The sequence below is a fragment of the Nocardia asteroides genome, from assembly GCF_900637185.1.
GTDB lineage: Bacteria > Actinomycetota > Actinomycetes > Mycobacteriales > Mycobacteriaceae > Nocardia > Nocardia asteroides.
Map to the genome: position 1 here is coordinate 5,330,058 of NZ_LR134352.1, position 25,831 is coordinate 5,355,888.

General features: G+C 70.8%; 19 protein-coding genes. 4 read left to right on the forward strand and 15 right to left on the reverse strand.

What is annotated here, in order from left to right:
- Positions 1–195: 195 nt before the first annotated feature.
- The 5 genes from EL493_RS24935 to EL493_RS24955 all read right to left on the reverse strand — a co-directional run bounded on the left by EL493_RS24935 (position 196) and on the right by EL493_RS24955 (position 10,125).
- Positions 196–2,565, reverse strand: coding sequence for a RelA/SpoT family protein (locus tag EL493_RS24935; protein WP_019047891.1), 2,370 nt, complete (start codon positions 2,563–2,565; stop codon positions 196–198).
- 163 nt (positions 2,566–2,728) lie between these two features.
- Entirely contained in the window at positions 2,729–3,745 is a 1,017-nt protein-coding gene (locus tag EL493_RS24940; protein WP_019047892.1) for an alkaline phosphatase family protein, read from the reverse strand.
- 122 nt (positions 3,746–3,867) lie between these two features.
- A complete protein-coding gene (locus EL493_RS24945; RefSeq protein WP_019047893.1) occupies positions 3,868–8,154 on the reverse strand; it encodes a type I polyketide synthase in 4,287 nt (1,428 codons plus the stop codon).
- A complete protein-coding gene (locus tag EL493_RS24950) occupies positions 8,151–8,420 on the reverse strand; it encodes an acyl carrier protein (protein ID WP_019047894.1) in 270 nt (89 codons plus the stop codon). The genes EL493_RS24945 and EL493_RS24950 overlap by 4 nt, the downstream gene beginning before the upstream one ends.
- A 28-nt stretch (positions 8,421–8,448) precedes the next feature.
- Positions 8,449–10,125 (reverse strand): fatty acyl-AMP ligase, encoded by a 1,677-nt coding sequence (locus EL493_RS24955; protein ID WP_019047895.1) that lies wholly within the window; start codon positions 10,123–10,125, stop codon positions 8,449–8,451.
- Between the two features lie 174 nt (positions 10,126–10,299).
- On the opposite strand from EL493_RS24955, the gene EL493_RS24960 reads away from it, so the two are divergent.
- Complete coding sequence (locus tag EL493_RS24960) at positions 10,300–11,022, forward strand: metallophosphoesterase family protein (protein ID WP_019047896.1); 723 nt, start codon at positions 10,300–10,302, stop codon at positions 11,020–11,022.
- 27 nt (positions 11,023–11,049) lie between these two features.
- On the opposite strand, the gene EL493_RS24965 is transcribed toward EL493_RS24960, so the two are convergent.
- From EL493_RS24965 to EL493_RS24980, 4 genes are all read right to left on the reverse strand, one after another.
- Positions 11,050–11,679, reverse strand: a complete 630-nt coding sequence (locus EL493_RS24965; protein WP_022566422.1) for an NUDIX domain-containing protein — start codon at positions 11,677–11,679, stop codon at positions 11,050–11,052.
- Between the two features lie 118 nt (positions 11,680–11,797).
- The gene (locus EL493_RS24970; RefSeq protein ID WP_019047898.1) at positions 11,798–13,126 is read right to left on the reverse strand and encodes an adenylosuccinate synthetase; all 1,329 of its coding nucleotides are present in this window, start codon (positions 13,124–13,126) and stop codon (positions 11,798–11,800) included.
- Positions 13,127–13,151: 25 nt separating this feature from the next.
- On the reverse strand, positions 13,152–14,099 hold the full coding sequence (locus EL493_RS24975; RefSeq protein ID WP_019047899.1) for a hypothetical protein: 948 nt from the start codon (positions 14,097–14,099) through the stop codon (positions 13,152–13,154).
- A gap of 129 nt (positions 14,100–14,228) precedes the next feature.
- Positions 14,229–15,806: an ABC-F family ATP-binding cassette domain-containing protein gene (locus EL493_RS24980; protein ID WP_022566421.1), complete on the reverse strand. Its 1,578-nt coding sequence runs from the start codon at positions 15,804–15,806 to the stop codon at positions 14,229–14,231.
- A gap of 238 nt (positions 15,807–16,044) precedes the next feature.
- Between EL493_RS24980 and EL493_RS24985 the strand changes: the two genes are divergently transcribed.
- Entirely contained in the window at positions 16,045–17,151 is a 1,107-nt protein-coding gene (locus EL493_RS24985) for an NAD(P)/FAD-dependent oxidoreductase (protein ID WP_019047901.1), read from the forward strand.
- 75 nt (positions 17,152–17,226) lie between these two features.
- On the forward strand, positions 17,227–17,841 hold the full coding sequence (locus EL493_RS24990; protein ID WP_019047902.1) for a GNAT family N-acetyltransferase: 615 nt from the start codon (positions 17,227–17,229) through the stop codon (positions 17,839–17,841).
- On the opposite strand, the gene EL493_RS24995 is transcribed toward EL493_RS24990, so the two are convergent.
- From EL493_RS24995 to EL493_RS25020, 6 genes are all read right to left on the reverse strand, one after another.
- A complete protein-coding gene (locus tag EL493_RS24995) occupies positions 17,831–18,403 on the reverse strand; it encodes an adenine phosphoribosyltransferase (protein WP_019047903.1) in 573 nt (190 codons plus the stop codon). The genes EL493_RS24990 and EL493_RS24995 overlap by 11 nt on opposite strands.
- 29 nt (positions 18,404–18,432) lie before the next feature.
- Entirely contained in the window at positions 18,433–20,145 is a 1,713-nt protein-coding gene (locus EL493_RS25000; protein WP_019047904.1) for an ABC transporter substrate-binding protein, read from the reverse strand.
- Positions 20,146–20,168: 23 nt separating this feature from the next.
- Positions 20,169–21,344: a protein translocase subunit SecF gene (secF, locus tag EL493_RS25005; protein ID WP_019047905.1), complete on the reverse strand. Its 1,176-nt coding sequence runs from the start codon at positions 21,342–21,344 to the stop codon at positions 20,169–20,171.
- Positions 21,341–23,044: a protein translocase subunit SecD gene (gene secD, locus EL493_RS25010; protein WP_019047906.1), complete on the reverse strand. Its 1,704-nt coding sequence runs from the start codon at positions 23,042–23,044 to the stop codon at positions 21,341–21,343. Before secD ends, secF begins: the two co-directional genes overlap by 4 nt.
- Positions 23,045–23,150: 106 nt before the next feature.
- Positions 23,151–23,492: a preprotein translocase subunit YajC gene (gene yajC / locus EL493_RS25015; protein ID WP_019047907.1), complete on the reverse strand. Its 342-nt coding sequence runs from the start codon at positions 23,490–23,492 to the stop codon at positions 23,151–23,153.
- Between the two features lie 109 nt (positions 23,493–23,601).
- Positions 23,602–25,092, reverse strand: coding sequence for a flavin-containing monooxygenase (locus tag EL493_RS25020; protein ID WP_019047908.1), 1,491 nt, complete (start codon positions 25,090–25,092; stop codon positions 23,602–23,604).
- Between the two features lie 36 nt (positions 25,093–25,128).
- On the opposite strand from EL493_RS25020, the gene EL493_RS25025 reads away from it, so the two are divergent.
- Positions 25,129–25,800 carry a TetR/AcrR family transcriptional regulator gene (locus EL493_RS25025; protein WP_019047909.1) on the forward strand — a complete coding sequence of 224 codons (672 nt, stop codon included), beginning with the start codon at positions 25,129–25,131 and terminating at the stop codon, positions 25,798–25,800.
- Positions 25,801–25,831: the final 31 nt, after the last annotated feature.

A 25,831-nucleotide genomic window follows, 5' to 3' on the forward strand; every position in this document is an offset into this window, starting at 1 on the left:
GCTGACCAGTGGAGCGTTGAAACGCAGTAAACCGTAACAGATTCCGTGACCCCGAATCCCTGCCCAAACATGCCCTTTCGCTGCCACCGGCAAACCTCTTCGGACCAGCAATCTTCTGGCGATCAGCGGGCGTGCGGTGGGTACACAGCGGCCCGGGCACTCTCGCGAACGAGAGTGCCCGGGCCGTGGTTCGGATCAGGCGGCCGAGGTCACGCGGTAGACGTCGTACACGCCTTCGACATTGCGCACCACGTTGAGCAGGTGCCCCAGGTGCTTGGGATCGCCCATCTCGAAGGTGAACTTGCTGATCGCGACCCGGTCGCCGTGCGTGGCCACCGACGCGGACAGGATGTTGACCTTCTCGTCGGCGAGCACCTTGGTGACATCCGACAGCAGCCGGGTGCGATCGAGCGCCTCGATCTGGATGGCCACGAGGAACACCGACGACGGCGACGGCGCCCATTCGACGTCGATGATCCGCTCGGCCTGTTCCCGCAACGACCCGGCATTCGTGCAGTCGGTGCGGTGCACGCTCACCGCGCCGCCGCGGGTGACGAAGCCCATGATCTCGTCGCCGGGCACCGGGGTGCAGCACTTGGCCAGTTTCGCCACGGTGCCGGTCGCGCCCGGGATGAGCACGCCCGCGTCGCCGGTGACCCGCTGCCGGGCCGGGGTGGTCGACGGGGTGGACCGCTCGGCCAGTTCGTTCTCGACGTCACCGATGCCGCCGAGCTGGGCCATGAGCCGTTGCACCACGTGATGCGCCGAGACCTGGTGCTCGCCGACGGCGGTGTAGAGCGCGGAGATGTCGGAGTAGTGCAGCTCGTGCGCGACCGCGGTCATGGCGTCGACGCTCATCAGCCGCTGCAGCGGCAGCCCGACCCGGCGCACCTCCTTGGAGATCTGCTCCTTGCCGCTTTCGAGCGCTTCCTCCCGGCGCTCCTTGGCAAACCATTGGCGAATTTTGGCCTTCGCGCGTGGCGAGACGACGAAGTTCTGCCAGTCCCGGCTCGGGCCCGCGTTCTGCGCCTTGGAGGTGAACACCTCCACGACCTCGCCGTTCTCGAGCTGACGCTCCAGCGCGACGAGCCTGCCGTTGACCCTGGCGCCGATGCACTTGTGCCCGACCTCGGTGTGCACGGCGTAGGCGAAGTCGACCGGGGTGGACTTCTGCGGCAGCGTGATCACATCACCCTTGGGCGTGAACACGAAAATCTCCGGCGACTTCAGGTCGAAGCGCAGCGACTCGAGGAACTCCGCCGGGTCCGCGGCTTCGCGCTGCCAGTCGAGCAGCTGGCGCATCCAGGCCATGTCGTCGACCTCGGCGGCGTCACCGGAGTGCTTGCCCTTGGTCTCCTTGTAGCGCCAGTGCGCGGCGATGCCGAACTCGGCGGTGCGGTGCATGTCCTGGGTGCGGATCTGCACTTCCAGCGGCTTGCCGTCGGGTCCGACGACGGTGGTGTGCAGCGACTGGTAGACGCCGTAGCGCGGCTGGGCGATGTAGTCCTTGAACCGGCCCGCCATCGGCTGCCACAGCGAGTGCACCACGCCGACCGCGGCGTAGCAGTCGCGGACCTCGTCGCACAGGATGCGCATGCCGACCAGGTCGTGGATGTCGTCGAAGTCCTTCCCCTTGACGATCATCTTCTGGTAGATCGACCAGTAGTGCTTGGGCCTGCCCTCGACGACGGCGTTGATCCGCGACGCGGCCAGCGTGTTGACGATCTCGGCGCGCACCTTCGCCAGGTAGGTGTCACGCGAGGGCGCGCGGTCGGCGACCAGGCGCACGATCTCGTCGTACTTCTTGGGGTGCAGGATCGCGAAGGCGAGGTCCTCGAGCTCCCATTTGACGGTGGCCATACCGAGGCGGTGCGCCAGCGGCGCGATCACCTCGAGGGTCTCCTTGGCCTTCTTGGCCTGCTTCTCCGGCGGCAGGAAGCGCATGGTGCGCATGTTGTGCAGCCGGTCGGCGACCTTGATCACCAGCACGCGCGGATCGCGGGCCATGGCGATGATCATCTTGCGGATGGTCTCGGCCTCGGCGGCCGCGCCCAGGTTGACCTTGTCCAGCTTGGTGACGCCGTCGACGAGGTGGGCGACCTCCTGCCCGAACTCCTCCTTGAGCTGGTCGAGCGAGTAGCCGGTGTCCTCGACGGTGTCGTGCAGCAGCGCCGCGACCAGCGTGGTGGTGTCCATGCCGAGTTCGGCCAGGATGTTGGCGACCGCCAGCGGGTGGGTGATGTAGGGGTCACCCGACTTGCGGAACTGCTTGGCGTGACGTTCGTCGGCGACGTCGAAGGCGCGCTGCAGCAGCGCGAGGTTGGCCTTCGGGTACAGCTCCCGGTGGACGGTGGCCAGCGGTTCCAGCACCGGCTTCACCGCGGCGATGCCCCGTTGACCGGTCATCCGGCGCGCGAGCCGGGCCCGCACCCGCCGCGAGGCGGAGCTGGGCACCGACGCGGTCGGGGACTGCTTGGCGGGTTCGGGGGTCGCCGGGGCACCAGCGTTCCGCGGGGCGCCGGTGGAATCCTGCCCAACCTTCGCCTCGCCGAGTTGTCGAGTCATGCCACCGCCTCTCACGCTGCATTCGGACCCTGTGGGCCGAGTGCTGCAACCGCCCGGACCACCAACTTTAGTCCCCGCACCGACCTGGTGTTCGGTTCCCCGCGGTCACAGGCGTGCGACGGTAGCGACTCGGCCCGAAAACCTCCCCCGACCTGGGGATCTGTCAGCGTTCGTCGAGCGCGGTCCGGGCACCGCGCAGGCTGTGCCCGGCCAGGCGGCCCGGTGGCGCCCCCAGCAGGTCCAGCACGGTCGGGGTGATGTCGATCAGGGAGTGGGCGCCGGTGGTGGTGCCGGGCGCGAAGTCGGCGCCGCGGGCGATGACGAAGTTCGCGGTCTCGTCGGGTGTCTGACCACCGTGCCCGCCGGTCGGGAGGTGGCCGTGGTCGGTGGTGACGAGCACGGTCCACCGCTCCCCGGGGTGGGCGTCCGCGCGGCGGTCGACGGCGGCGACGATCTGCCCGACGAGCTCGTCGACGCGCCGGATGGCCGCGAGGTAGGCCCGCGAGGCGCCGCCGTGTCGATGTCCGGCCAGGTCGACCTGGTCGAGGTGGGTGAAGGTGAGGTCGGGCCCCGTGCGCTCGACGGTGCGGGCCACCTCGGTGGCGGTGCGGGCGTCGGTGGCCGACTCGTCGGTGTCGCGCGGGTCGGGGGCGGTGGTCAGGGCGATGTCGGCCCGCCGGTCCCCCGCGGCGGCGATGGTGGCGATCTGGTCCCAGGTGCCGATCGAGACGGTGTGCCGGGCGGGGTCGGCGCGTTCGATCCGGGTGAACACGCTGGGGTGGGCGAGGAACGGGCCGGCGTCGAAGCTGTTGCCGGTGATGCCGTGGTCGGTGTCCCACACGCCGGTCAGCGCGCTGGCCCAGGACGGTCCCGAGACGGTGATGTGGCCGGCGATGCTGCCGGTGGAGAGCAGGCCCTGGGCGGCGAGGTGACGCAGGCGCGGGGCCCGGGTCCGGTCGGCCTTGGCGAACAGCAGCCCGTCGATCCCGATCACCACGACCTTGGCGGTGGCCCCGGCGGCGCCCGGCCGGGGCGCCCCGAACGCGGCCGCCGCGTCGACCGGGCTCTCCGGTGCGTCGAAGGCGGTGGCGGACCCGGCGGCCGAGCACAGCAGCGGGATGGTCAGCAGCGCGGTGGCGAGCGCGACGAGCACCTTCGCCGGAGCCGACATCTCGTGCATGTGCCCACGATGCGCCGGCGGACGCCGGGTCGCGAGACCGGCGCGGCGGTGTTCATCGACGTTTCACCGGGTCCGCGTCCGCCGGTCGCCTCGCTGAACGAAAGGCCAACGGGGCGAGCGGGTCACACGGCGGCGAGCTCGTCGGCGAGCACGGCGACGGTCTCGCGGATCTGCTGTTCGGTGTGGCAGGCGGTGACGAAGAAGCGCAGCCGCGCGAGGTCCTCGGGGACGGCCGGGTAGACGATCGGATTGACATTGATCCCGCGACGCAGCAGCGCGTTCGACAGCCGCAGGGTGCGCAGCGAATCGCCGACGATGCACGGGACGATCGGGGTGTCGAAACTGGCGCCGGTGTCGATGCCCGCCTCGCGGGCCAGCCGCAGGAACAGCTGCGCGTTGCGCCGCAGCTGGTCGAGCGGGGCGGGGTCGGTGCGGAGCCGCCGGATGGCCGCGGCCGAGGCGGCGGCGTTCATCGGGGTCATGCCGACGCTGTAGACGAATCCGGGTGTCGTGTACTTGAGGAAGCGGATCAGTTCCGCGCTGCCCGCCACATAGCCGCCGCACCCGGCCAGCGCCTTGGACAGCGTGCCCGACCACAGTTCGACGTCGCGGCGGTCGACGCCGAAGTACTCGCCGATGCCGCCGCCGTGCGCGCCGAGCACGCCGACGCTGTGCGCCTCGTCGATCATCAACAGGGCCTGATGCTTCTTCTTGACATCGATGATCGCGGGCAGGTCGGGGATGTCGCCGTCCTGGCTGTAGACGCCCTCGATGAGGATCAGGACCCGGCGGTAGCGGGGCCGCAGTTCGTCGAGCAGCCGGTCCAGCGCGGCGTGGTCGTTGTGCGGGAACGGCCGCCGGGTGGCGCCCGAGAGCACGCAGCCCTGCAGGATGCTGTCGTGGGCGAGGCTGTCGTGGATCACCAGGTCCTCGGGCCCGACGAGATGGCCGATGACGGTGACGTTCGTGGAGTGGCCGCCGACCAGCGCGATCGCGTCCTCGGTGCCGAGCAGCCCGGCGAGTTCGGCCTCGAGTTCCCGGTGCACCGGCTTCTCCCCCGAGAGCACCCGGCTGGCCGAGCAGGAGCTGCCGTAGCGGGCGACGGCGTCCTGCACGGCCGCCACCACCGCCGGATGCCCCGACAGGCCCAGGTAGTTGTAGCCGGCGTAGTTCACCACCGGGACACCGTCGATCAGCGAGGTGTCGCGGGTGACGCCGTCGTTGATCAGGAAGTACGGGTTGTCCAGGCCGAGCGCGGCCGCGCCCGCCAGCCGGTCCTCGATGGCCTTCACCTCGGCGAAGTCGGCGATGCGGTACTCCGGCACGACGGCGGCCCGCACCGGCTCCGGCGCGACGGGCGCCTGCGGCGCGGGCGTCGCGCCGAGCTGCGCACCGACATGGCCGACGACGTCGCCGAGGGTGGTCGACGCGGTGGGCCACGCCGGATCGATCCGCAGCCCGGGCAGTTTGCGCATGAGCCCGCCGAACAGGTCGGCCAGCATCATCGAGTCGAATCCGAGCTCCCCGGCTAGGGTTTCGCCGTCCTTCAGCCGCTCGACGGAGTAACCGCTGACCCGCGCGCATTCCGCGCGGACGAGCCCGGCGAGCACGGCCGGATCGGCGGTGGAACTCGACGCGGACCCGCCGGCCGTCGCGAACCCGGCGCTGGGGCTCGGTGCGGACCCGGCGGCCAAGCCCTGCGCGGACCCGGCGGCCAAGCCCGTCGCGGTCGCGGTCGCCCCGCCGGCCAGGCTCGCGAGCAGGGCGTTCTGTTCGCGGAAGAGCGCGATCATCTGGTCCATGGTGGTGTCCTCCGCCGGGGTGGCAGGTGTCGGGCGGGCCGGTTCGACCCAGAATCGGTGTTCGGTCGAGAACGTGTACGCGGGCAGGCGCCGCCGTACGCGCTGGGTGGGGGTGTAGAGCTGATCCCAGTCGGGGTCGAGTCCGTCGCGGTGCAGGGCGGCGACGGTGCCGGCGAGTTCGTGGCCGGTCGAGCCCGGGCCAGGGCTCGGGGCGAGGCAGCGCGGCAGCAGGTCGGGGCGGATCCGGCCGACGAGCGGAGTCAGGGTGCGCCGGGGGCCGATCTCGACGACATGGGTGGGGTCGGTGGCCAGGGCCGCGGTCAGCGCGTCACCGAACAGCACGGTGGCGCCGACGTGGTCGACCCAGTAGTCGGCGTCCATCACCTCGGCCGGTTCGAGCAGCCGCCCGCGCACGGTCGAGTAGATCGGCAGCGCGGACGCCCGGTAGGAGCAGTCGCGGGCGACGGCGGCGAACTCCGCCAGCATCGGCGCCATGAGCGGGCTGTGGAACGCGTGCGACACCGTGAGCGGCGTACTGGCGACCGCCCGGCCGGCGAGCGCGGTACGGAGGCGGCCCAGCGCCGGGCCCGCGCCGGAGAGCACGAGGTCGGCCGGTCCGTTGACGGCGGCGACGGCGACCTCCGGTTCGTCGGCGAGCAGCTCGGCCAGCTCCGCGCGGCCCGCGCGCACCGCGAGCATCGCCCCGCCGCCGGGCAGCCGCTGCATCAGCCTGCCGCGGGCGGCGACCAGCCTGCTCGCGTCGTCGAGGTCGAGCACCCCGGCCACGGCCGCCGCCGCGAACTCCCCGATGCTGTGCCCGAGCACCCAGTCGGGCCGGACTCCGGCGTCGGCGAGGGCGTGCGCCAGCGCGTATTCCAGGGCGAAGATGCCGGGCTGGGCGAGGGCGGTGGCGTCGATGCCCGCGGTGTCGTCGAGCAGCAGTTCCCGGATCGAGGTGTCCAGGTGCGGGCTCAGCGCGGCGTCGCCGGCGTGCAGCGCCCGCCGGAACGCCGGGCTCGCCGCGTCGAGCGCGGCGGCCATCCCGGGGTACTGGGAGCCCTGCCCGGTGAACAGCCACCCCGCCCGGACCGGTTCGGCCACACCGGTTTCCGCGCCGTCACGCAACCGGCTGATCGCCTCGGCCGGGTCGGCGGCGACGACCGCGAGCCGATGCCGCCCCGAGGATTTCACCTGATTGCTCGTCCAGCAGACCTGCGCGAACCGATCCGCGGGCACCGATTCCAGGGCCTGGGCGAGCCGGGCGGCGTTGCGCTGCAGGCCCGCCGGCGAATCGGCCGACACCGTGAGCACCCCGCCGCCCGTCGCCGGGCGCTCGGCGGTCGTGGGCGCGGTGGCCAGGACGAGGTGCGCGTTCGTGCCGCCGAGGCCGAAGCTGCTGATCCCGGCCAGCGCGGGCCCGGCCAGCGGCATCGGGTCGGCGAGCAGCCGGAGCCCGTTGCGTTCCAGGTCGAGTCGCGGGTTCTCCTGCTCGGCGAACCGGGTCGGCGCGACGACTCCGTGGTGCAGGCTCAGCGCGACCTTCAGCAGCCCCGCGACCCCGGCGGCGCCCTCGGTATGGCCGAGATTGCCCTTGATGGACCCGATGCCACACGGCCGCACCCGATCCCGGCTGTGCAGGCCGCCGAGGGCCCGGACCTCGATCATGTCGCCGAGCACGGTCCCGGTGCCGTGCGCCTCGACGAAGTCGATCGCGCGCGCCTCGACACCGGCCTTGCGGTAGGCCGCGTCGATCACCTGCTGCTGCGCCCACCGGTTCGGTGCGGTGATGCCGTTGCTGCGCCCGTCGGAGTTCACGGCGCTGCCCTTGATCACGGCGTAGATCGGCAGACCGGCGGCCTGCGCGTCGGCCAGCCGCCGCAGCACCAGGACCGCCACGCCCTCACCGCGGACGATCCCGTCGGCGGCGGCGCTGAACGGCTTGCAGCGCGCGTCCGGCGCCGACAGCCCGGCCTGGGTGTAGAAGACCCCGACGGCCGGGGTGAGCACGAGGTTCACCCCACCCGCGACGGCCTGGTCGCAGTCGCCGGAAGCCAGTGCGGCACAGGCGAGATGGACCGCGACCAGCGAGGACGAGCAGGCGGTGTCGACCGCGAGGCTCGGACCCTTCAGGTCGAACTGGTACGACAGCCGGTTGGCGGTCATGAAGTAGCCGTTGCCCGAACCGTGCTGCGGGGTGATGGCGGCGTAGTCCGACATCTGCAGGTTGGCCCACTCGTTGGCCATCACCCCGATGTACACGCCGGTGCGCGAACCGGATTGGGCCCTCGGGTCGAGGGTGGCGTCCTCGAAGGCCCGCCAGGTCGCCTGCAGCAGCAGCCGCTGCTGGGGATCCATCGTCTCGGCCTCGTGCGGGGTGATACCGAAGAAGTCGTGATCGAAGGCGTCGGCGTCGTCGATGAAGCCGCCGCTGTGGGTGTTGATGGTGCCGGGGCCGCCCGCCGGATCGTGGAAGTCCTCGGCATGCCAGCGATCGGCGGGCACCGCCGAGATCGCGTCCCGGCCGTCGAGCAGCAGCTGCCACAGTGCCGCGGGATCGGCCGCGCGCGGGAAGCGGCAATCCAGCCCGACGATCGCGATGTCGTTCATGCCGCGTAGGCGAACTCGTCGGCGAGATAGCCCGCGATCGCGGCGATGGTCGGATAGTCGAAGACCAGGGTCGGATCGATCTCGAGGTTCCAGCGGTCCTCGATCTCCCCGCACAGAGAGACCGCCGAGACCGAGTCCATGCCGAGCTCGGCCAGCGGGATGGACGGATCCACCTGGTGCCGGGCCCGGTCGGTGTAGTCGGCGACGCGCTCGACGAGCCAGTCCTGGATCGTCGTGGCCGGGTGGGTGGCGGTGCTGCGGAACATGGTCGGCTCCTGGCTGGTTCGGGGTCGGTCAGACGGTGAGTGCGCGGTCGAGCGCCGGTTCGAGGTCCTCGTGCAGTACCCGTTCGAGTCGGTGCGCGAGGAACGCCTCGCGCATCGAGCCGCGCTGGACCTTGCCGCTGGTGGTGCGATGCACCGCGCGGGCGGAGCGGGCGGCGACGAGCACGACATTCGGTGCGGGCACATCGAATCCGCGCGCCACCGCGATCTTGATCGCCGAGGTCAGTTCGGCGAGCGTGGTGTCGCCGAGCAGTTCCGGCCGCACGCCCTGCATCACCACGAGGCGTTCCCGGTCGAGCACCTCCACCGAGACCACCGCGCCCGCGTTGCCCGCCAGCGCGGGGTGCAGTTCCTGCACGCGTTCCTCGACGTCGGCGGGATGGACGTTGCGGCCGTTGACGATCAGCAGGTCCTTGAGCCGGCCCGCGACGAACAGGTCGCCGTCGTGGATCAGGCCCAGATCGCCGGTCCGCAGGTACGGTCCCTCGCCGCCGAGATGGGCGTCGAAGACCGCGCGGGTCTCGGCGGGCCGGTTCCAGTACCCGGCGGCGACGCTGTCCCCACGCACCCAGATCTCGCCGGTGACGCCGTCGGCGACTTCGTCCCCGGTCGCCGGGTCGACGATACGGATCTCCAGGCCGTCGGCGGCGCGGCCGCAACCGACCAGCGGCGAGTCCCCGGGCCGGTCGTAGTACACCGGCGCCGCGCCCATCTTCGCCGAACTCGCCAGCAGGGTCACCTCGGCCAGGCCGTAGGCGGGCAGGAAGGCGGTCGGCCGCAGCCCGGCGGGGGCGAATCGCTCCAGCACCGCTTCGATGGTGCGCGCCCGCACCGGCTCGGCGCCGCTCAACGCGGCCTCGAGGCTGCTCAGGTCGAGTTCGGCGAGCTGGTCGTCGGTGACCCGGCGCAGGATCAGGTCGTAGGCGAAGTTCGGGGCGGCGGTGCAGGTCGCCCGGTACCGGTCGATGGCCTGCAGCCAGCGCACCGGCCGCTTGATGAACGTGGTCGGCGCCATGAACACCAGATTCGCGCCCGCGTAGGCGGCGCCGAGCAGCATGCCGATCAGGCCCATGTCGTGGAATTGCGGGATCCAGCTGACGCCGGTCGAGTCGGCGTTCATGCCCCGCGCGGCGATCGCGGCCTCGTTGTGCAGCAGATTGCGGTGGGTGACGACGACGCCCTTGGGCGTGCCCGTCGATCCCGAGGTGTACTGCAGGAAGGCGATCGTGCCGAGATCGATCTCGGGCAGCTCCCAGGCCTCGGCGTCACCGAGCGGCTGGTCGGTGGCGACGACGGTCGCGGTGGTGGCGGACTGGACCAGCTCGGCGAAGTCGGCGGTGGTGAGCACGAGCTGCGCGCCGGAGTCGGCGATCACGCCGCGCACCCGCTGTGCGGCCCGGTCCTCGTGCGGCAGCGGCGCCGGGACGGCGACGACTCCGGCGTACAGGCAACCGAGGAAGGCGCGCAGGAACGCCATGCCATCGAGGTAGAGCAGCACCACCGGCTGGGCCGCCTCCGGCCGTCCGGACAACCACTGGGCAAACGCACGGGCGTCGCGGTCGAGTTCGCGGTAGGTGACGACCTCCTCGACCAGGTCGCGACCGGATTCACGCAGGTAGATGTAGGAACGATCGCCCGCGTACCGGGCGAACTGCTGCCTGACGTGGTGCACGTAGCTCGACTGCATGTCGTGGTTCCTTCGAGAGGGTCGGTGGCGTAGCTACTACTCTGCGCTCCTGTCCGACGCATCGGAAGAGACCTCAGGGGCCACCCGCCGAACCCTCAGGGTGGGTGCGCCCGACCCCTTGGTGGCACCCGATCCGGCGTTGACAGCGCCCGCTCGCTGTGGCCTGCTCGGCAGGTGGAGAACAACGCGCCGATCCGTCTCGCCGCCGCCGCCGACCTGCACCTGCGACCCGCGGTCGCCGGCCGGTTCCGGCCCGACCTGCTGAACCTGGCCGGTCACGCCGACCTGCTCGTACTGGCCGGGGATCTCACCGACGGCGGCACCGTCGCCAATATGGAGCTGCTGTGCGCCGAACTGACCGGTCTCCCGATCCCGACCGTCGCCGTCCTGGGCAATCACGACCACGACGAGCACCTCGGCGACCTGATCACCCGCCGGCTCACCAGTCTGGGAATCGTTGTCCTGGAAGGTGATTCGACGGTGATCACCATCCGCGGCCGCCGCATCGGCGTCGCCGGGGTGATGGGCGGCTCCGGCGGTTTCCCCGGCCACCCCGGCGACCCCACCACCGGATCCGCCGAACACCGCGCTCGCATGCTCCGCGGCCCGGCCGACGCCGCCCGCCTCCACCGAGCCCTGGACACCCTGGACTGCGACACCCGCGTCGCCGTCACCCACTTCTCCCCCGTCGTGGACACCCTCGTCGGCGAACCCGTCCGCATCTACCCCGGCCTCGGCTGCGCCGCCCTCGCCGACGCGATCGACGCGACCACCACCTTGGCCCTGCACGGCCACGCCCACGCGGGCACCGAACACGGCCGCACCCCCGGCGGCGTCCCCGTCCGCAACGTCTCCCACCCGGTCCTGCGCCGCACCTACGCCGTCTACGAGCTGTGACCTGCCGGTACCCGCCGCGTGGGCGGGCTAGGGCTCGTTCTCGGTGAAGGCCCAGACGACGGCGGGGCGGCCGGTGGCTTTGACGCGGCGGCGTTCGCCGGTGCGGTCGAGGCCGGGGATGGTGGCGAGGGTGCGGTTGAGGTTGGCGGGGTCGGGGCGGGTGCCGTGCAGGGAGGTGCTGAGGTCGACCGCGCGGGTGGCGGGGAACTCGGCGCCGGCCAGGGCGCGGGTGAGGGGCAGGTCCTTCCAGAGCATGCCCGCGAGCAGGGCCCGGCTGGTGTCGACAATGCGGTTGTGGTCGAAGGCCAGCGGCGGTACCGCGTCGAATTCGGCCCACTCGGCCGGGCTCTCGTGCTCGGCGACCACGGCCCACATCGCGATCGACAGCGTAGGGCCGCGGGGATCGCGGTGCGGTTCGTCGAAGGTGACGAGCTGACCGACCGCGCCGATCGCTTCGGTGGGGACCCCGAGTTTGGTGTGCACCGCGCGGCGGGCGGCGTCGGCCAGCCGCTCACCACGGCCGAGCAGGACGCCGGGCAGGGCGAGTTCACCGGTGAACGGCTCGAACTCGCGCGGGGCGATACCGACGCGCACGCTGCTGTCGGCATCCCAGCAGCGCAACGTCACGACATCGATCGATACGACGGATTGCTCCACGTCGGCCCATCCTGCCTCGAGCGGGCCCCGGATGCGAAGCTCCGGTCGTCGCACCGGACATCGCGGAGCCCCGGTCCGCGATGTCCGGCATCGCCGACGACATCCGCCGTCCGCGCTGTCACCGTGCTCGTCCACCGGGCACGGCGACGGCATCGGCGAGCACCGGATCGACTGTCCGTTCTCCCGCCGTGCCCACACTGAGCAGCGCTTCGTCACGCACGACGCGGTCGCGACGGTCCGGACCGTGCCCGGTGAGCGCGACCGGGAGGCCGAGACGAGCGGCCAGCCAGTCCGCCGGATCCGTCTCGACCGGGACGAGGACCGGGGTCGCCGCCGACAGCTGGGCGGTGAGCCGCTCCTGGTGTTCGAGATCACGCCACCGGCCGGGCGTCAGCGCGGTGACGACACCGTCGGGGGTGTCGTATGCGACTGCGGCACAGATCGTTCCGGGCACGTCGAGGTGGTTGACCACGAGTCCGTCGATCCCACCGCACACCTCCACCGCGTACCGCAGCAGAATCGGATCGAGGTGCCCCTGCCGGAACGCGCCCTGATACGGCCCGGTCCCGTTGTGCGGCTCGGGATACCCGAGCGCCGCCTCGGTGGGGAACGGTCCGGCGCCGTGCCGGGTCATATAGGACCGGGTCACGCCGAGAACTGTTGCCGTGCCACCGATCCCGGCGACGAGTGCCCTGGCGTGCCGCGGCTCGACGGTCGACCAGGTGGTGTGCGGGTGGAACCCGCGCCACTCGTCGAGCAGCACCCCCTGCGCCCCTTCGAACACCAGCCTGCCGCGCTCCGCCGCCCGCCCGAGTTCGCCCGCGTCGGTGATGCGTACGGCGCGGGCGAACTCGCCGTACATCGCGACCAGCGCGTCGACGGTTTCGTATCCGTGCGCGCTCGGCTCGATCAGCGCGGCGTAGTGCGCGGCCAGGCGATCCAGTTTGCCGCGCAGCACGTCGGGCGTGCGGCAGTCGGCCACCGTCGGCGCGTCGTGTTCCAGTGCGTACCAGGCGGTTTCGCCGATCCCGCGACCGCAGGATCCGTGCCGCGAGGAACCCCTCGCGTCTTCGCGCGCACGGTTGGCCGCGATGTGGATCGGCGTGGTGAGCAGGGCGCGCCCGTCGACGGCGAGCAACCCCAGCGGGTCGGGCACGCCCGCCGCGGCCAGCCGCTCGGACTCGGCCGCGAGGGCGATCGGCTCCACCAGCACGCGCTCGGAGAGCAGGGTGGGCACCCCGTGGAAGGTGCCCGCCCCGAACTGGGCGAAGGTGTGTTGCCGGTCGCCGGCGACCACGGTGTGCGCTGCCTGCGCGCCGCCGTTGAACCGCACGACCGCCGCCACCTCGAGCCCGGCCTCCGGGGCGCACAGCCAGTCGACCGTGGCGCCCTTGCCCGCGTCGCCGAAGCCGAGATCGACGACGATGATGTGCCGTGCGCCGCTCATCACAGTTCCTCTTCCCTCTCGTCGGTCAGTGCCCGGGCGGCAGGGCCCGCAGGCCACGGGCGGGCTGCGCGCCCAGCGCCCGGCCCACCGCGTCGGCCTCGTCGACCGACCCCACGTCGCGCAGATCCGCCAGGCCGGTGTCGACGTCGACCCGGTCCTCCCCCAGGCCGATGGTCAGCGCGATGAGTTCGCACACCGCGCCCGGGTCGTCGAGCTTCAGGAAGTTCTGCCCGAGCAGTCCCCGCCAGTGTTCGGCGATCTCCGGATCCCGGTAGTACGAGGACTGATTCGGCAGGATGTAGTACACGTGCCAGCGTTCGGCCAGTTCGCGATAGATCGACTCCACCGACACGTCGCGGCGCACGTGATCGCCGATCACCGACCGAATGTGCCGGGCGGCCAGGCGCGGCTTGTTCAGCTCGTCGCCGATGACGAACAGGTATCCGCGCTTGCCGCGCTTGTCCCACGCGTCGGTCGCCGTGTACTGGGTCATGAAATAGGCGGCCAGCTCGTAGCTTTCGGACTTCTGGCCGCCCCCGCCGCCTTCGAGCAGGATGGCGCGCAGCTGCTCGTCCATCCGGTTGTCGGACTCGAACTGCCCGATCTGCAACGGCACCCGGTCGGTGTCGGCGTCGCCGATCGCGCCGAACAGGATCTGCGGATCCTGGGCGTAGCCCTTGCTCTTCAGCAGTCCGTGCAGCTTGCCGAGCTTGTCCTGCATGATCCGCGGCACCCTTCCCATCGAGCCGGTGACGTCGAACAGCACCGCCACCGGCAGCGAGTTCCCGTGCTCGGCCGAGTCCCGGCATTCGCGCACACCCACCCCGAACGGGTCGAGCAGCGGGTGCGCGCACCAGCTCTCGTACGGCCGCTCCCGCATCTGCGCGGTGTAGCCGAAATCGTCCTCCCCGGCCCGTGCCCGGAACGTCTTACCCGCCCGGTACGCCGTGTCGTCCCAGTGTCCGTACCCCATGTGAACCGCTCCCTCTCACTCGCGTTGTTTTAGTCTAAACAACCAAAACAAGCACCGTCAAGAGGTTCTGTACCTTTCGACCAAAACCTGCGCGACCCCGGCGCCGCCACCGGCGCCGGGGTCACCGGGCTATTCGCTCAGCCCGTCGGGGGTGAGTTCCAGGGTGCGGGTCACCCCGATCTCGTCGAGGAACCGCGCGTCGTGGCTGACCACGATCAGCGCACCCTCGAAGGAGGCCAGCGCCTGGGTCAGGTGGGCCAGGCTCGGGAGGTCGAGGTTGTTGGTCGGTTCGTCGAGCATCAGCAGCTTCGGTGCGGGTTCGGCCAGCAGCAGCGTGGCCAGCGCCGCGCGCAACCGCTCCCCGCCCGACAGGGCCGAGGCCGCGATGTCGGCGTCGGTTCCCCGGAACAGGAAGCGCGCCAGCTGACCCCGGATCTGTTCGGCACCCGCGTGCGGCGCGGCCGCGGCGACATTGTCGAACACGCTGCGGTCCTCGTCGAACACGTCCAGCCGCTGCGGCAGCAACCGCCACGGCACTTTCGGCCCCTCGGCCACGATCCGGCGCAGCAGGGTCGACTTACCCGCGCCGTTGCGACCCGTCAGCGCGATCCGTTCCGGCCCGCTCACCCGCAGATCCACCACCGGCCCGTTGGCCAGCCGCGCCCGTTCCAGCACCACGACATCCTGCCCCGGATAGAGCCGGGTGCCGGGCAACTCGATGCGCACCTCCCGGTCGGCCCGCACCAATTCCTCGGCCTGGCCCAGGGTTTCGCGGGCGGTGTCGAGCTTGTCGATATGCGAGTTGCGCAGTTTGCCCGCCGACACCTCGGCGGCGTTCTTGCGCAGCCCGGCCACGATCTTGGGCACCCGCTTGTTGTCCTGCATCTTCTGCGCGAAGCGCGCCCTGCGGTCGAGCTTCGTGCGCGCCTCGACCAGCTCGCGCGCCTGCCTGCGGACATCGCTGCGGGCATCGCGCACCGCCGCGCGGGCCGCCTCCTGCTCCTGTTCGACGATCCGTTCGTACTCACCGAAATTGCCACCGAACATGCGGATCTCGCCCGCCCTGAGCTCGGCGATCCCGTCCATCCGGTCCAGCAGGTCCCGGTCGTGGCTGACCACGAGCACGGTGCCGGCGAACTGGCGGATCACCTCGTAGAGCCGCGCGCGGGCGACGCTGTCGAGATTGTTGGTCGGTTCGTCGAGCAGCAGCACGTCGGGTTCGCGCAGCAGTTCGGCGACCAGCCCGAGCAGCACGGTCTCGCCACCGGAGAGCGTGTCGAGGGTGCGGTCGAGATCGGCGGCGGAGCCGGCGACGTAGTCGAGGCCGAGCTTGCCGAGCAGCGCGATGGCCTCGTCCTCGATCTGCCAGCTGGTGCCGACGACGTCGAAGTCGTCGGGTTCGCCGAGACCGCTCTCGATACGCCCCAGCGCGGCCCTGACCTCGGCGATACCGAGCACCGCGTCCACGCGCTGTCCGGTCTGCATGCCGAGGTCCTGGCGCAGGTAGCCGAGCCGGCCGGGCACTGTGACCGACCCGCGCGCCGGGCGCAGCGCGCCGGTGATCAAGCGCAGCAGGGTGGACTTGCCCGCCCCGTTGCCGCCGACCAGGCCGACGTGACCGGGGCCGAGCACGGCGTCGAGCCCGTCGAATACGACGGTGCCGTCCGGCCAGGAAAAAGTGAGATCGGACAGAGAAACAGAGACCATGCGGATCACCTCGAGGTGCGACGGATACACGGTGCGCGGAATGCGGACCGTCCGGGAGCGCTACCTCAAGAAATCAACGCGTGACTCCGATCGCCGGGAACAAGACCATTCATTGATAACACCTCGCGTCGCCCTCGCGCCACCCCCTTTTCTGCGGCCGTGAGCCCGCTCACCCGGCCCCCGGTGTTGCGGTCCGGCTCACTTATCGTGGAGGCGCACACCGAGGAGGGGATGGGAAGTGAGCGCTGACGTCGTCATCGTCGGCGCGGGATACGCCGGGATCAGCGCGGCCAAACGGCTGGCCGCTGCCGACGGTGTCCGTGTCGCGATGGTGAACCCGAGCCCGTACTTCGTCGAACGCATCCGGCTGCACCAGTATCTGGCGGGCACCCACCCGGCCCGGCGTCCGTTGCGAGCCGTCCTACCTGCCCGCGTCGAGCTGATCGTCGACACCGTCACCGCGATCGACGAGCGAAATCACCTGCTGCACACCGGCTCCGGACGCGAACTGCGATACGGGCACCTGGTCTACTCCCCCGGCAGTCATTCCGACGCCCACGACATCCGGGGCGCCGCCGCGCACGCGGTGTCGCTGGGCACCTGGGCCGAGGCCGAACACGCCCGCGCGCGGCTGCGGGCCCTGCCGCCCACCGCGACGGTGACGGTGATCGGTGGCGGGCTCACCGGCATCGAGGTCGCCGCCGAGCTGGCCGAAACCCGTTCGGCGCGGGTGCGTCTGGTGACCGGTGAGCTCGGGCACAGCGTCTCCCCGGCGGCCCGGGCCCTCGTGCGGCTCGCGCTGACGGAGCTGGGCGTGAGTGTCACCGAGCAGGTGGCGGTGGCCGAGGTCGGCGACCGGAAGGTGACGCTCACCGACGGGACGGTGCTGTCCACCGATCTCGCCGTCGCGACCACCGCGTTCGCGCCCTCGGATCTGGCCCGCGGCAGCGGCATGGAAGTCGACGGGTCCGGGGCGCTACTGGTCGACCAGAACCTGGTCAGCACCAGCTCACCGGCGATCGTCGGCGCGGGCGACGGGGTCGCGCTGGCCACCGCCCCGCTGCGGATGAGCTGCCAGGCCGCCATCCCCGCCGGGATCCACGCCGCCGAGACGGTGCTGCGCCTGCGCTCGGGCCATACACCGAAACCTCTGCGCCGCAAGTACATCGGGCAGGCGGTGAGCCTGGGCCGGAAGAACGCGCTGGTCCAGTTCACCGATTTCACCGACCGCCCGCTCCCCCACCTGGTCCTCACCCGTGGCGAGGCCGCGCTGGTCAAGGAGCAGATCAGCCGGGCCACCATCAGCGCGGGGCAACTCGGACCGGTGCGTTACCGCTGGTCCTGACCGCTGTCGGCGGGAGGCGCTAGCCTGGCACTCGGGCGACGATCGTCGACCTCGGACGAGGACCGGAGGACTGCGATGGCGGAGCCGAGACGAGTACGGGCGGCCGGGCCGGACGATGTTCGCGCCGCGGGCGACGCGCTGGGCGCGGCGTTCCAGCACGACCCGGTGATGAGCTGGATCCTGCCCGACGAACGCAGACGCGCCACCGGCCTGCCCCGGTTCTTCCACACGATGGCCAAGCACGTCTTCGTCCCGGCGGCCGCCTCCGACCTCGCCGTCGACGCCGACGGCACCGTCGTCGGCGCCGCGCTGTGGACCCCGCCGAACCATCCCGAGGCGGGACCGGCTGCCGACCTGCGGATGCTGCCCGGCCTGGTCCGCGCGCTCGGACGACGGCTCGGCGCGGGCAAGACGGTCGGCGATCTGATCCGCAAGCACCACCCCACCACCCCGCACTGGTACCTGGCGATGCTGGGCACCACGCCCGCGGCCCGGGGCGGCGGCTACGGCCACGCCCTGCTGCGCGCGCGGCTGGACCGCGTCGACGCCGAGGGCGCGGCCGCCTACCTGGAGTCGAGCAACCCCGACAACATCGGCTACTACGAGCGTTTCGGGTTCACCGTCACCGGGGAGATCACCATCCCCGGCGGTCCGACGCTGTGGCCGATGTGGCGCGCCGCTACAGCGTGACGATCGAGGTCACCGGGTAGTCGCCCTGGTGCTCGCGGCCCTTCAGGAACTCCAGTTCGAGCACCACGGCGGCCGCGACCACCTCGGCACCGACCTCGGTGAACAGCGCGGCCGCGGCGGCCAGGGTGCCGCCGGTGGCGAGCACGTCGTCGAGCAGCAGGATGCGCTTGCCCGCCAGGTCGACCCCGTCGGCGGGGATTTCCAGTGCGGCGGAACCGTATTCGAGCTGGTACTCGCGCGACACCACCGGCGGCGGCAGCTTGCCGCCCTTGCGGATGGCCAGCACACCGGTGCCCAGGGTGGCGGCGACGCCGGCACCGAGCAGGAAGCCGCGCGCGTCGACGCCGGCCACCAGGTCCACATCGGCGGCAACGGCGGCGAAGCAGTCGACGACGGCGCGGAAACCCTCGGCGTCGGCGAACACGGGCGTCAGATCGGCGAAACGCACACCCGGCGTGGGGAAGTCGTCGTGCCAGCGGGTCAATCGGTTGACCGCGTCGGCGGCCTTACCCGCCCGCTCGACCGCCTGGTCGTCGGATTCGACCACCGCGTGCTTGCTCATCGACACCTCTCCGTCACATCCACCGCTACTCATCGCTGCAACACCCAGCGATCCATGTTCCAGCCGGTTCCGGCCTGCGTCGGCCCGGCGATCCCGTTCTGCATGCCGTTGCCGAACGCGATGACGCGCGGAGTGGCGAACAACGGGATGCTCGGCACCTGCGCCCACAGCAGATTCTCGGCCTCGGTGAGCAGATTCAGCGTGGCGGTCGAGTTGGGCTCGCCCGCAAGCTGATCGGTGATGGCATCGTAGCGACCGTTGGCGAAGCCGCCGAAGTCGAGTCCGTTACCGGCCCGCAACGCCGCGAACGCGGCCACGCCGGTGGTGGACCCGGCCGGGCCGGGAACCGAGGCGGTGCCGCCGAGCACCGCGTCGACCGCGCCCTGGGGCAACTTGACCGGGGTGAAATCCGGTGCGCCCGCGTCGACCACGGTGATCCCCGCACCGCGGCAGGAGTCGGCGATCATGGCCACCGTCTTCGCCCGGCGCGCGTCGGGTGCCTGGTAGCCGATGCGCACGGTCGGTCCCGGGGCCCCGGCCGAAGCCAGCGTCGCGGTCGCCGCGGGGATGTCGGCGCCACGGTAGCGGTCGGCGCCACCGACGACGGCCGGGTAGTACAGCGAGTCCTGCTGCACCACATGGGCGTTCAGCGGACCGGCGCCGAGACCGGCGGCGGGCGGCTCGCCCGCCTTGCCGAGCGTGTCGAACAGCGCCTGCCGCGGCACACACTGGGCGAACGCGCGGCGCACCTCCACCCGGGCGAACACCCCGCCGGTGGCCAGCACCAGCTGTTCGGCGCCGCGGCTGGGCACGACCTGTTCGTCGAAGCCGTCGAGGTTCAGCTCGGCGACCGAGCCCGCGCCCAGGTCGACCACGCCGAGGGCGTTGTCCTTCGCCTTGGCCGCGTAGTCGGTGCCCTTGGGCCACACCACGATCCGGCTGGTCTGCGGGGGGCTGCCCCACCACTTCTCGTTGGCGACCAGCACCAAACCGTCCTTCGCGCTGAAGGATTCGATCCGGTACGGCCCCGAGGACGGGAACTTGGTCAGGTCCAGCGCGCCGGGCTGCATGGCCCAGCCGGTGTTCCAGAAGTCGGCGATCCGGCCCAGCACGGCGCCGTCACCGGTCTGCAGCGCGTTCACCAGGTTCGGCACGCCCACCGCCTGCGCGATCACGTGCGCGGGCAGCAGTTCGGCGGCGGTGAACAGGGTGCGCCACGGCAGGTAGTGCCTGCCCGGCCGGAACACCACGGTGGCGTCCTTGGAGCCGGGCTGGCAGTCGACCCGCTCGATGTCGGCGTAGCCGGCGGTGCTCGCCGCGTCGAACAGCGGCACCGGGCCGCGATCACCCGGGCGGGTGAACCGGCCCGACCGGGCCGACCAGGCCAGCACCAGATCGTCGCAGGAGGTCTTCACCCCGTCGGAGTACACCCCGTCCGGGTTGAGCCGGTACTGCACGGTCTGCGTCTCGCCCGGCACCTCCTTGGCGGTGCCCACATCGGTGTCGGCGACCTGCTGGCCGTCGGGTCCGGTGTAGAAGAACCCGGTCAGCACCCGGCCGAACACCGCGGCGGCACCGCTGCTCGCGCCCAGGGTGCTGCCGCCGTTGTAGCTGGCGACCGCCGCGTCGACGGCGTACCCGATCGAGGGCACCTGGTTCTTGCTCGAGCAGCCTGCCACCACGCCGGTGGTCACGGCCGCCGTGGCCAGCACGGTGATCAGCCGAATCGTGCCGCGTCGCATGATGAGACCCCCTGCTGTCGCCGTCAGTTCCTTCTCTTGTGCCGCTTCCCGCTGGGCCGGGCGCCCGGACGGGGCGCACCGGCCTCGCTCGGACGCGGGCCACTCGGGGCACCGGCACCGGCCGACACCGGGACCCGGGCGCTCGCCGGACCCGCGGCGCGCTTGGCGAGCACCTTCTTGGTGTGCGCGGCGACGGGACCCCAGCGCTCCTTGATCGAGACCAGCACCGGGACGGCGAGGAAGATCGAGGAGTAGGCGCCGACGATCATGCCGACCAGCTGCACCAGCGCGAGGTCCTTCAGCGTGCCGACGCCGAGCAGCCAGACCGCGATCACCAGCATGCCGATGATCGGCAGGATGCCGATGACGGTGGTGCTGATCGACCGCATCAGCGTCTGGTTGGCGGCCAGGTTGGCCTGTTCGGCATAGGTGCGCTTGTTCAGGTGCAGCACGCCGCGGGTGTTCTCCTCGACCTTGTCGAAGACCACGACGTTGTCGTAGAGCACGTAACCCAGGATCGTGAGCAGACCGATCACCGCGGCCGGGGTCACCTCGAAGCCGACCAGCGAATAGATACCCGCGGTGACGATCAGGTTGAAGAACAGCGACACGATCGCCGCGACCGACATGTCCCGCTCGAAGCGGATCGCGATGTAGATCATCGTCAGCGCGACGAACACCGCGAGCGCGATCAGCGCCTTCTGGGTGACCTGGCCACCCCAGGTCTCACTGATCTCGGCGATGCTGATGGCGTTGCGGCTGACCTGGCCGCTGGAGTCCTTGGGCTGGAACTCCTCGTACAGCGCGGTCTGCAGCTGCTCGGTCTGCTGCAGGTCCAGCGACTCCGAGCGGACCTGGATGGTGGCCGAGGAGCCGGAGCCGACCTTCTGCACCGACACCGGACCGTGGCCCAGGGTCTGCGCGTAGACGTCCTCCACCTGCTGGGTGGTGACATTGTCGGCCGCCGGGATCTGGATGCGCGAACCGCCGGCGAAGTCGATGCCGAGGGTGAAACCGCGCACCGCGATGCTGAGCACCGAGATGAGCAGCAGGATCGCCGCCAGGGTGTAGAGCAGCTTGCGCCTGCCGACGATCGGGAAGCCACCGGTACCGGTGTAGAGCCGCTCGAAGAAGCCGTGCCGGGGCCCGTCGACCTTGTCCAGGTACACCGTGTCGTCCGTGGGATTGACGTTGGTCATCGTGACATCTCCTTCGGCCGAACCTGGCCCGCGCCGCGTTCGCGCGCGATCTGCTGCACCGAACCGAGACCGTTCACCGACGGCTTCGCCCAGAACGGCGAGCGCGAGATGATCATCATCAGCGGTGCGGTGACCAGGTAGAGCACGATCACGTCGAGGACGGTGGTGACACCGAGGGTGAAGGCGAAGCCCTTCACCTGGCCGGCGGCGAGCAGGTACAGCACGACCGAGGCGATCAGGCTGACCGTCTTACCCGACAGGTTGGTGCGCTGCGCCCTGGCCCAGCCGCGCGGCACCGCCGAGCGGAAGCTGCGGCCCTCGCGCATCTCGTCCTTGATGCGTTCGAAGAACACCACGAAGGAGTCGGCGGTGAGGCCGATACCGATGATCAGACCGGCGATACCGGCCAGGTCGAGGGTGAAGCCGATCCACCGGCCCAGCAGCACGATGATGCCGTAGACGGCGACACCGGCCGCGATCAGCGAGAAGCCGGCGATCAGGCCGAGCATGCGGTACACGAACAGGCAGTACAGCAGCACCGCGATCAGGCCGATCGCGCCGGCGAGCAGACCCGCCTTGAGCGAGGACAGACCCAGCGTCGCCGAGACCGTCTCGGCCTCCGAGGTCTGGAACGACAGCGGCAGCGAACCGTACTTCAGCGTGTTGGCCAGCTCCGAGGCGCTGTCGGCGGTGAAGCTGCCCGAGATCGAGGTACGGCCGCCCAGCTGGGGACCCTCGGTGACCTGGGGCGCGCTGACGACCTTCGAGTCGAGCACGAAGGCGATGCGCTTGTAGACGTACTCCCCGGTCAGCGCCTGCCACGCGTCGGCGCCACTGGACTTGAACTCCAGGTTCACCTCGTGCCGCGACTGCTGCTGATTGAAGCCGGAGGTGGCGTCGGCGATCTCCTGGCCGTCGATGCGGCTGGGGCCGAGCAGGAACACCTCGGTGCCGTCCTGCGAGCAGGTGACCAGCGGCAGGGCCGGGTCGTCGTTGCCCGCCAGCGGGTCGGGCTTGGTGCAGTCCATGCTCGCCATCGCGACCTGCTGCACCGACTGGTCGGTGCTCTGGCGCAGCGCCTTGGCGTCGGCGATCTCCTTGGCCTGCTGCTGCTGGACGGTGGTGCCGCCGCCGGGCGCCGGGGTCGGCGTGGGCGGTGCCTGGGCCGGGAACACCCGCGACTGCGGCGCCGGGGTGGTCTCCTCCTCCGCGGCGGGCGCGGGGGTCTCCCCGGTCGCCGGGGCGGGCGCGCTCGTCGTCGGGGCCGGGGTGCCACCGCCCTGGGCGGGCGGCACCTGCGGCGCGGCGCCACCAGCCTGCGGCTGGGTCGCGGCCAGCACCGGCCGGATGTAGAGCTTGGCGGTGGTGGCCAGGGCCCGCGCCTGCTGGCTGTCGTCGCCGGGCACCGTGATGACGAGGTTGTCGCCGTCGATGACGACCTCGGAGCCGGAGACACCGAGACCGTTGACGCGGTTCTCGATGATCTCCTGGGCCTTCTTCAGGCTGTCCTGGCTGGGCCTGCTGCCGTCGGGGGTGCGCGCGGTCAGGGTGACACGAGTGCCGCCCTGCAGGTCGATGCCGAGCTTGGGCGTGGGCGAATGGTCACCGGTGAAGAACACCAGCGCGTAGATCACGGCCAGCAGCGCGGCGTAGACGCCGAGCAGCCGGTACGGATGCGCCGATCCTTGGGAAGGTGGCACAGCAGGTCATCTCCTAGGCGGAAGTCGAGGTCGGGACGGTTGGGCACGACAATGCCCGCGCCGGGCGCGCGTCAGCGGCGCGCGGGCACCGACGGGAAGGGAACGATCAGTCCTTGGTCAGCCGGGTCTCGGTCTGCTCCGCGGACTCCTCGACAGCGGCATCGGCGGCGACGGTGGTCTCCTCGACCGTCGACTCCTCGGCGCGCACCTCGCGGATCGCCTGACGCAGCCAGGTGGTGACGACGTCCTCGGCGATCTCCAGGTCGACGGTGGTGTCGTCGAGCTCGACGACGGTGCCGTACAGGCCCGACGTGGTGACGACCTGGTCACCGACCTTCAGTGCTTCCTGCATGGACGTGACCTTCTCGGCCTCCCGCTTCTGTTTGCGGATACCGAAGAACATCGGCACGAGCAGGGCGAGGATCAGCAGCGGAAACAGGAAGTCCATCGTCGAAGTCAGTCCCTAGTCAGTGGTGGACGTGCATGTACGCCTGACAGTCTGCCAGTTCTCCGCCGCGGCGACACACCGGACACCACCGGAGCCCTCCGCGCGCCGCTCAGGCGGTCCGGCCGTACCGGTAGTCGTCGAGCGGGAAGCTGACCGCCTCGCGGTGCGCGTTCACGGTGCTGGTCGGGCGCAGCAGCGCCGCCTCACCGTGCTGGTTGAAGTAGTAGCTGCGCGCGGTGGCGCAGTCGCCGCCGTAGAAGACCGAGGAGCCGAGCTGGCCGGTGACCCGGTCCAGGAACTCCGCGTTGGCCCGCTCGGACACCTCGAAGGTCTGCTCGCCGCGCCGGAACAGCTCGGTGAACAACCGGCCCATGTGCTTCATCTGGGCCTCGATGGTGGTGAAGTAGGACAAGCCGCTGTAGGAGTAGGGGCTGTTGAGGCTCAGGAAGTTGGGGAACTTGGGCACGGTGATGCCCTCGTAGGCCTGGAAGCGGTTGTCGCGCCAGAACTTTCCGAGGTTCACCCCGTCGCGGCCGATGATCTCGATGGCCGGGAAGTTCACGTCCCACAGATTGAAGCCGGTGGCCAGCAGCAGGGTGTCGATCTCGGTCTTGTGGCCGTCGGCGGTGACGATGCCGTCGGGTTCGACGTGGTCGATCGAGTTCGTCTCCAGCCGCACGTGCGGGGCGTTGAACGTCTTGAAGTAGGTGTTGGAGAAGGTCGGGCGCTTGCAGCCGAAGTCGTACTGCGGGGTGAGCTTGGCCCGCGTCTCCGGATCGCGCACCTGGGCGAACAGGTGCGCCTTGGCCAGCGCGGCCGCGGCCTTGTTCAGCGGTTTGGCCTGCGCGTAGCGCAGCACGCCGACGACCATGAGCGCCTCGAGCATGCCGGTGTTGACCAGGCGCGCCGCCTTCTGCGTGACCGGGACCTTGGCGAACATCTCCTGGACGGCGCCGGGGATCGGGGTGTCGACCTTGGGCACCACCCAGATGGGCGTGCGCTGGAACACGGTGAGTTCGGCGACCTGCTCGGCGACCTCGGGGATCAGCTGGACCGCGGTGGCGCCGGTGCCGATGACCGCGGCCCTGCGCCCCGTCAGGTCGTAGTCGGCGTCCCAGGCGGTGGTGTGGATGATCTTGCCCGCGAAGGACTCGATGCCGGGGAACGGCGGGGTGTAGGGCTGGGACAGGAAGCCGGTCGCCGCGAGCAGATAGCGCGCGGTGAGGGTCTGCCCGTCGGCGGTCGAGACCACCCAGTGCTGGTTGTCGGCGTCCCAGCGGGCACCGTCCACGACGGTCCCGAAGCGCATCCGCCTGCGCAGGTCGTATTTGTCGGCCACGTGCTCGGCGTACTTCTTGAGCTCGGCGCCGGGCGCGAACAGGCGCGTCCAGTACGGGTTCGGCTCGAAGGAGTAGGAGTAGGTCACCGAGGCGATGTCGACCGCCAGCCCGGGATACCGGTTCACATGCCAGGTGCCGCCGAGATCGTCCTCGCGCTCCAGGATCACGAAATTGCGCAATCCGAGCCGGTCGAGCTCGATCGCGGCACCGATGCCGCCGAAACCCGCCCCGACCACGACAGCGTCGAACTGAGGTGCCACTTCGAACCTCCACATACAGCCAATGTCTGTTACAGAATGACACATCATTCCGCTGACGGCGACAGTAACATCAGCCGGGTGACAAAGCCCTCCACCCGCGGCGAACAGCGCAAGGCCGAATTACGCAGGGAGATCATCGACACCGCGTTCGACTGCTTCGCCGAGAAGGGCTATCACGCCACCGGCATCGCCGACATCGCCGTCCGGCTCGGCATCGGGCACGGCACCTTCTACCGCTACTTCGCCAACAAACGCGACATCATCGACCACGTCCTCGACGACGTGACCGGCCGCATCTTCGCCGCGCTGGCGAACGAGCTGAGCCCGGAGACCGCGAGCACCCTCGACGAGTACACCGATCTGCTCGACCGCATCGGCGACGCCCTCAACCGGGTGCTGCTCGACGACCCGCGCGTGCCGCAGCTGCTGCTGTTCCACGCCACCGGCATCGACGACGAACTCACCGCCCGGGTGTTCGGTCTGGTCGACACCACCGAGGTGGTCGTCGCGGGCTATCTGGATCACGGTGTGCGCTCGGGTTATCTGCGCCCCGACCTGGATACTCCCACCACGGCGAAAGCGGTGATGGGGATGCTGGTGGCCGGCATCGTGCACGGCATGCGCACCCCGGATCCGGCGCTCGCGGCGGTGTACAGTCACGCGGTACGGCGGCTGTTCATCGAAGGCGTCCGAGTTGCTCCGCGATGACGAAAACCCGTGGGATAGAAGGGCAATCCTG

Bases quoted from the DNA above. Each gene is read 5' to 3' on its own strand.
- EL493_RS24975 (WP_019047899.1), bottom strand. From the start codon at position 14,099: ATGGGGTACGGACACTGGGACGACACGGCGTACCGGGCGGGTAAGACG.
- EL493_RS24995 (WP_019047903.1), bottom strand. From the start codon at position 18,403: ATGAGCAAGCACGCGGTGGTCGAATCCGACGACCAGGCGGTCGAGCGG.
- EL493_RS24940 (WP_019047892.1), bottom strand. From the start codon at position 3,745: ATGCACGAGATGTCGGCTCCGGCGAAGGTGCTCGTCGCGCTCGCCACC.
- EL493_RS25025 (WP_019047909.1), top strand. From the start codon at position 25,129: ATGACACATCATTCCGCTGACGGCGACAGTAACATCAGCCGGGTGACA.
- secF (WP_019047905.1), bottom strand. From the start codon at position 21,344: ATGACCAACGTCAATCCCACGGACGACACGGTGTACCTGGACAAGGTC.
- EL493_RS24970 (WP_019047898.1), bottom strand. From the start codon at position 13,126: ATGAGCGGCGCACGGCACATCATCGTCGTCGATCTCGGCTTCGGCGAC.
- EL493_RS24990 (WP_019047902.1), top strand. From the start codon at position 17,227: ATGGCGGAGCCGAGACGAGTACGGGCGGCCGGGCCGGACGATGTTCGC.
- EL493_RS24945 (WP_019047893.1), bottom strand. From the start codon at position 8,154: ATGAACGACATCGCGATCGTCGGGCTGGATTGCCGCTTCCCGCGCGCG.
- yajC (WP_019047907.1), bottom strand. From the start codon at position 23,492: ATGGACTTCCTGTTTCCGCTGCTGATCCTCGCCCTGCTCGTGCCGATG.
- EL493_RS24935 (WP_019047891.1), bottom strand. From the start codon at position 2,565: ATGACTCGACAACTCGGCGAGGCGAAGGTTGGGCAGGATTCCACCGGC.
- EL493_RS24980 (WP_022566421.1), bottom strand. From the start codon at position 15,806: ATGGTCTCTGTTTCTCTGTCCGATCTCACTTTTTCCTGGCCGGACGGC.
- EL493_RS24950 (WP_019047894.1), bottom strand. From the start codon at position 8,420: ATGTTCCGCAGCACCGCCACCCACCCGGCCACGACGATCCAGGACTGG.
- EL493_RS24955 (WP_019047895.1), bottom strand. From the start codon at position 10,125: ATGCAGTCGAGCTACGTGCACCACGTCAGGCAGCAGTTCGCCCGGTAC.
- EL493_RS25000 (WP_019047904.1), bottom strand. From the start codon at position 20,145: ATGCGACGCGGCACGATTCGGCTGATCACCGTGCTGGCCACGGCGGCC.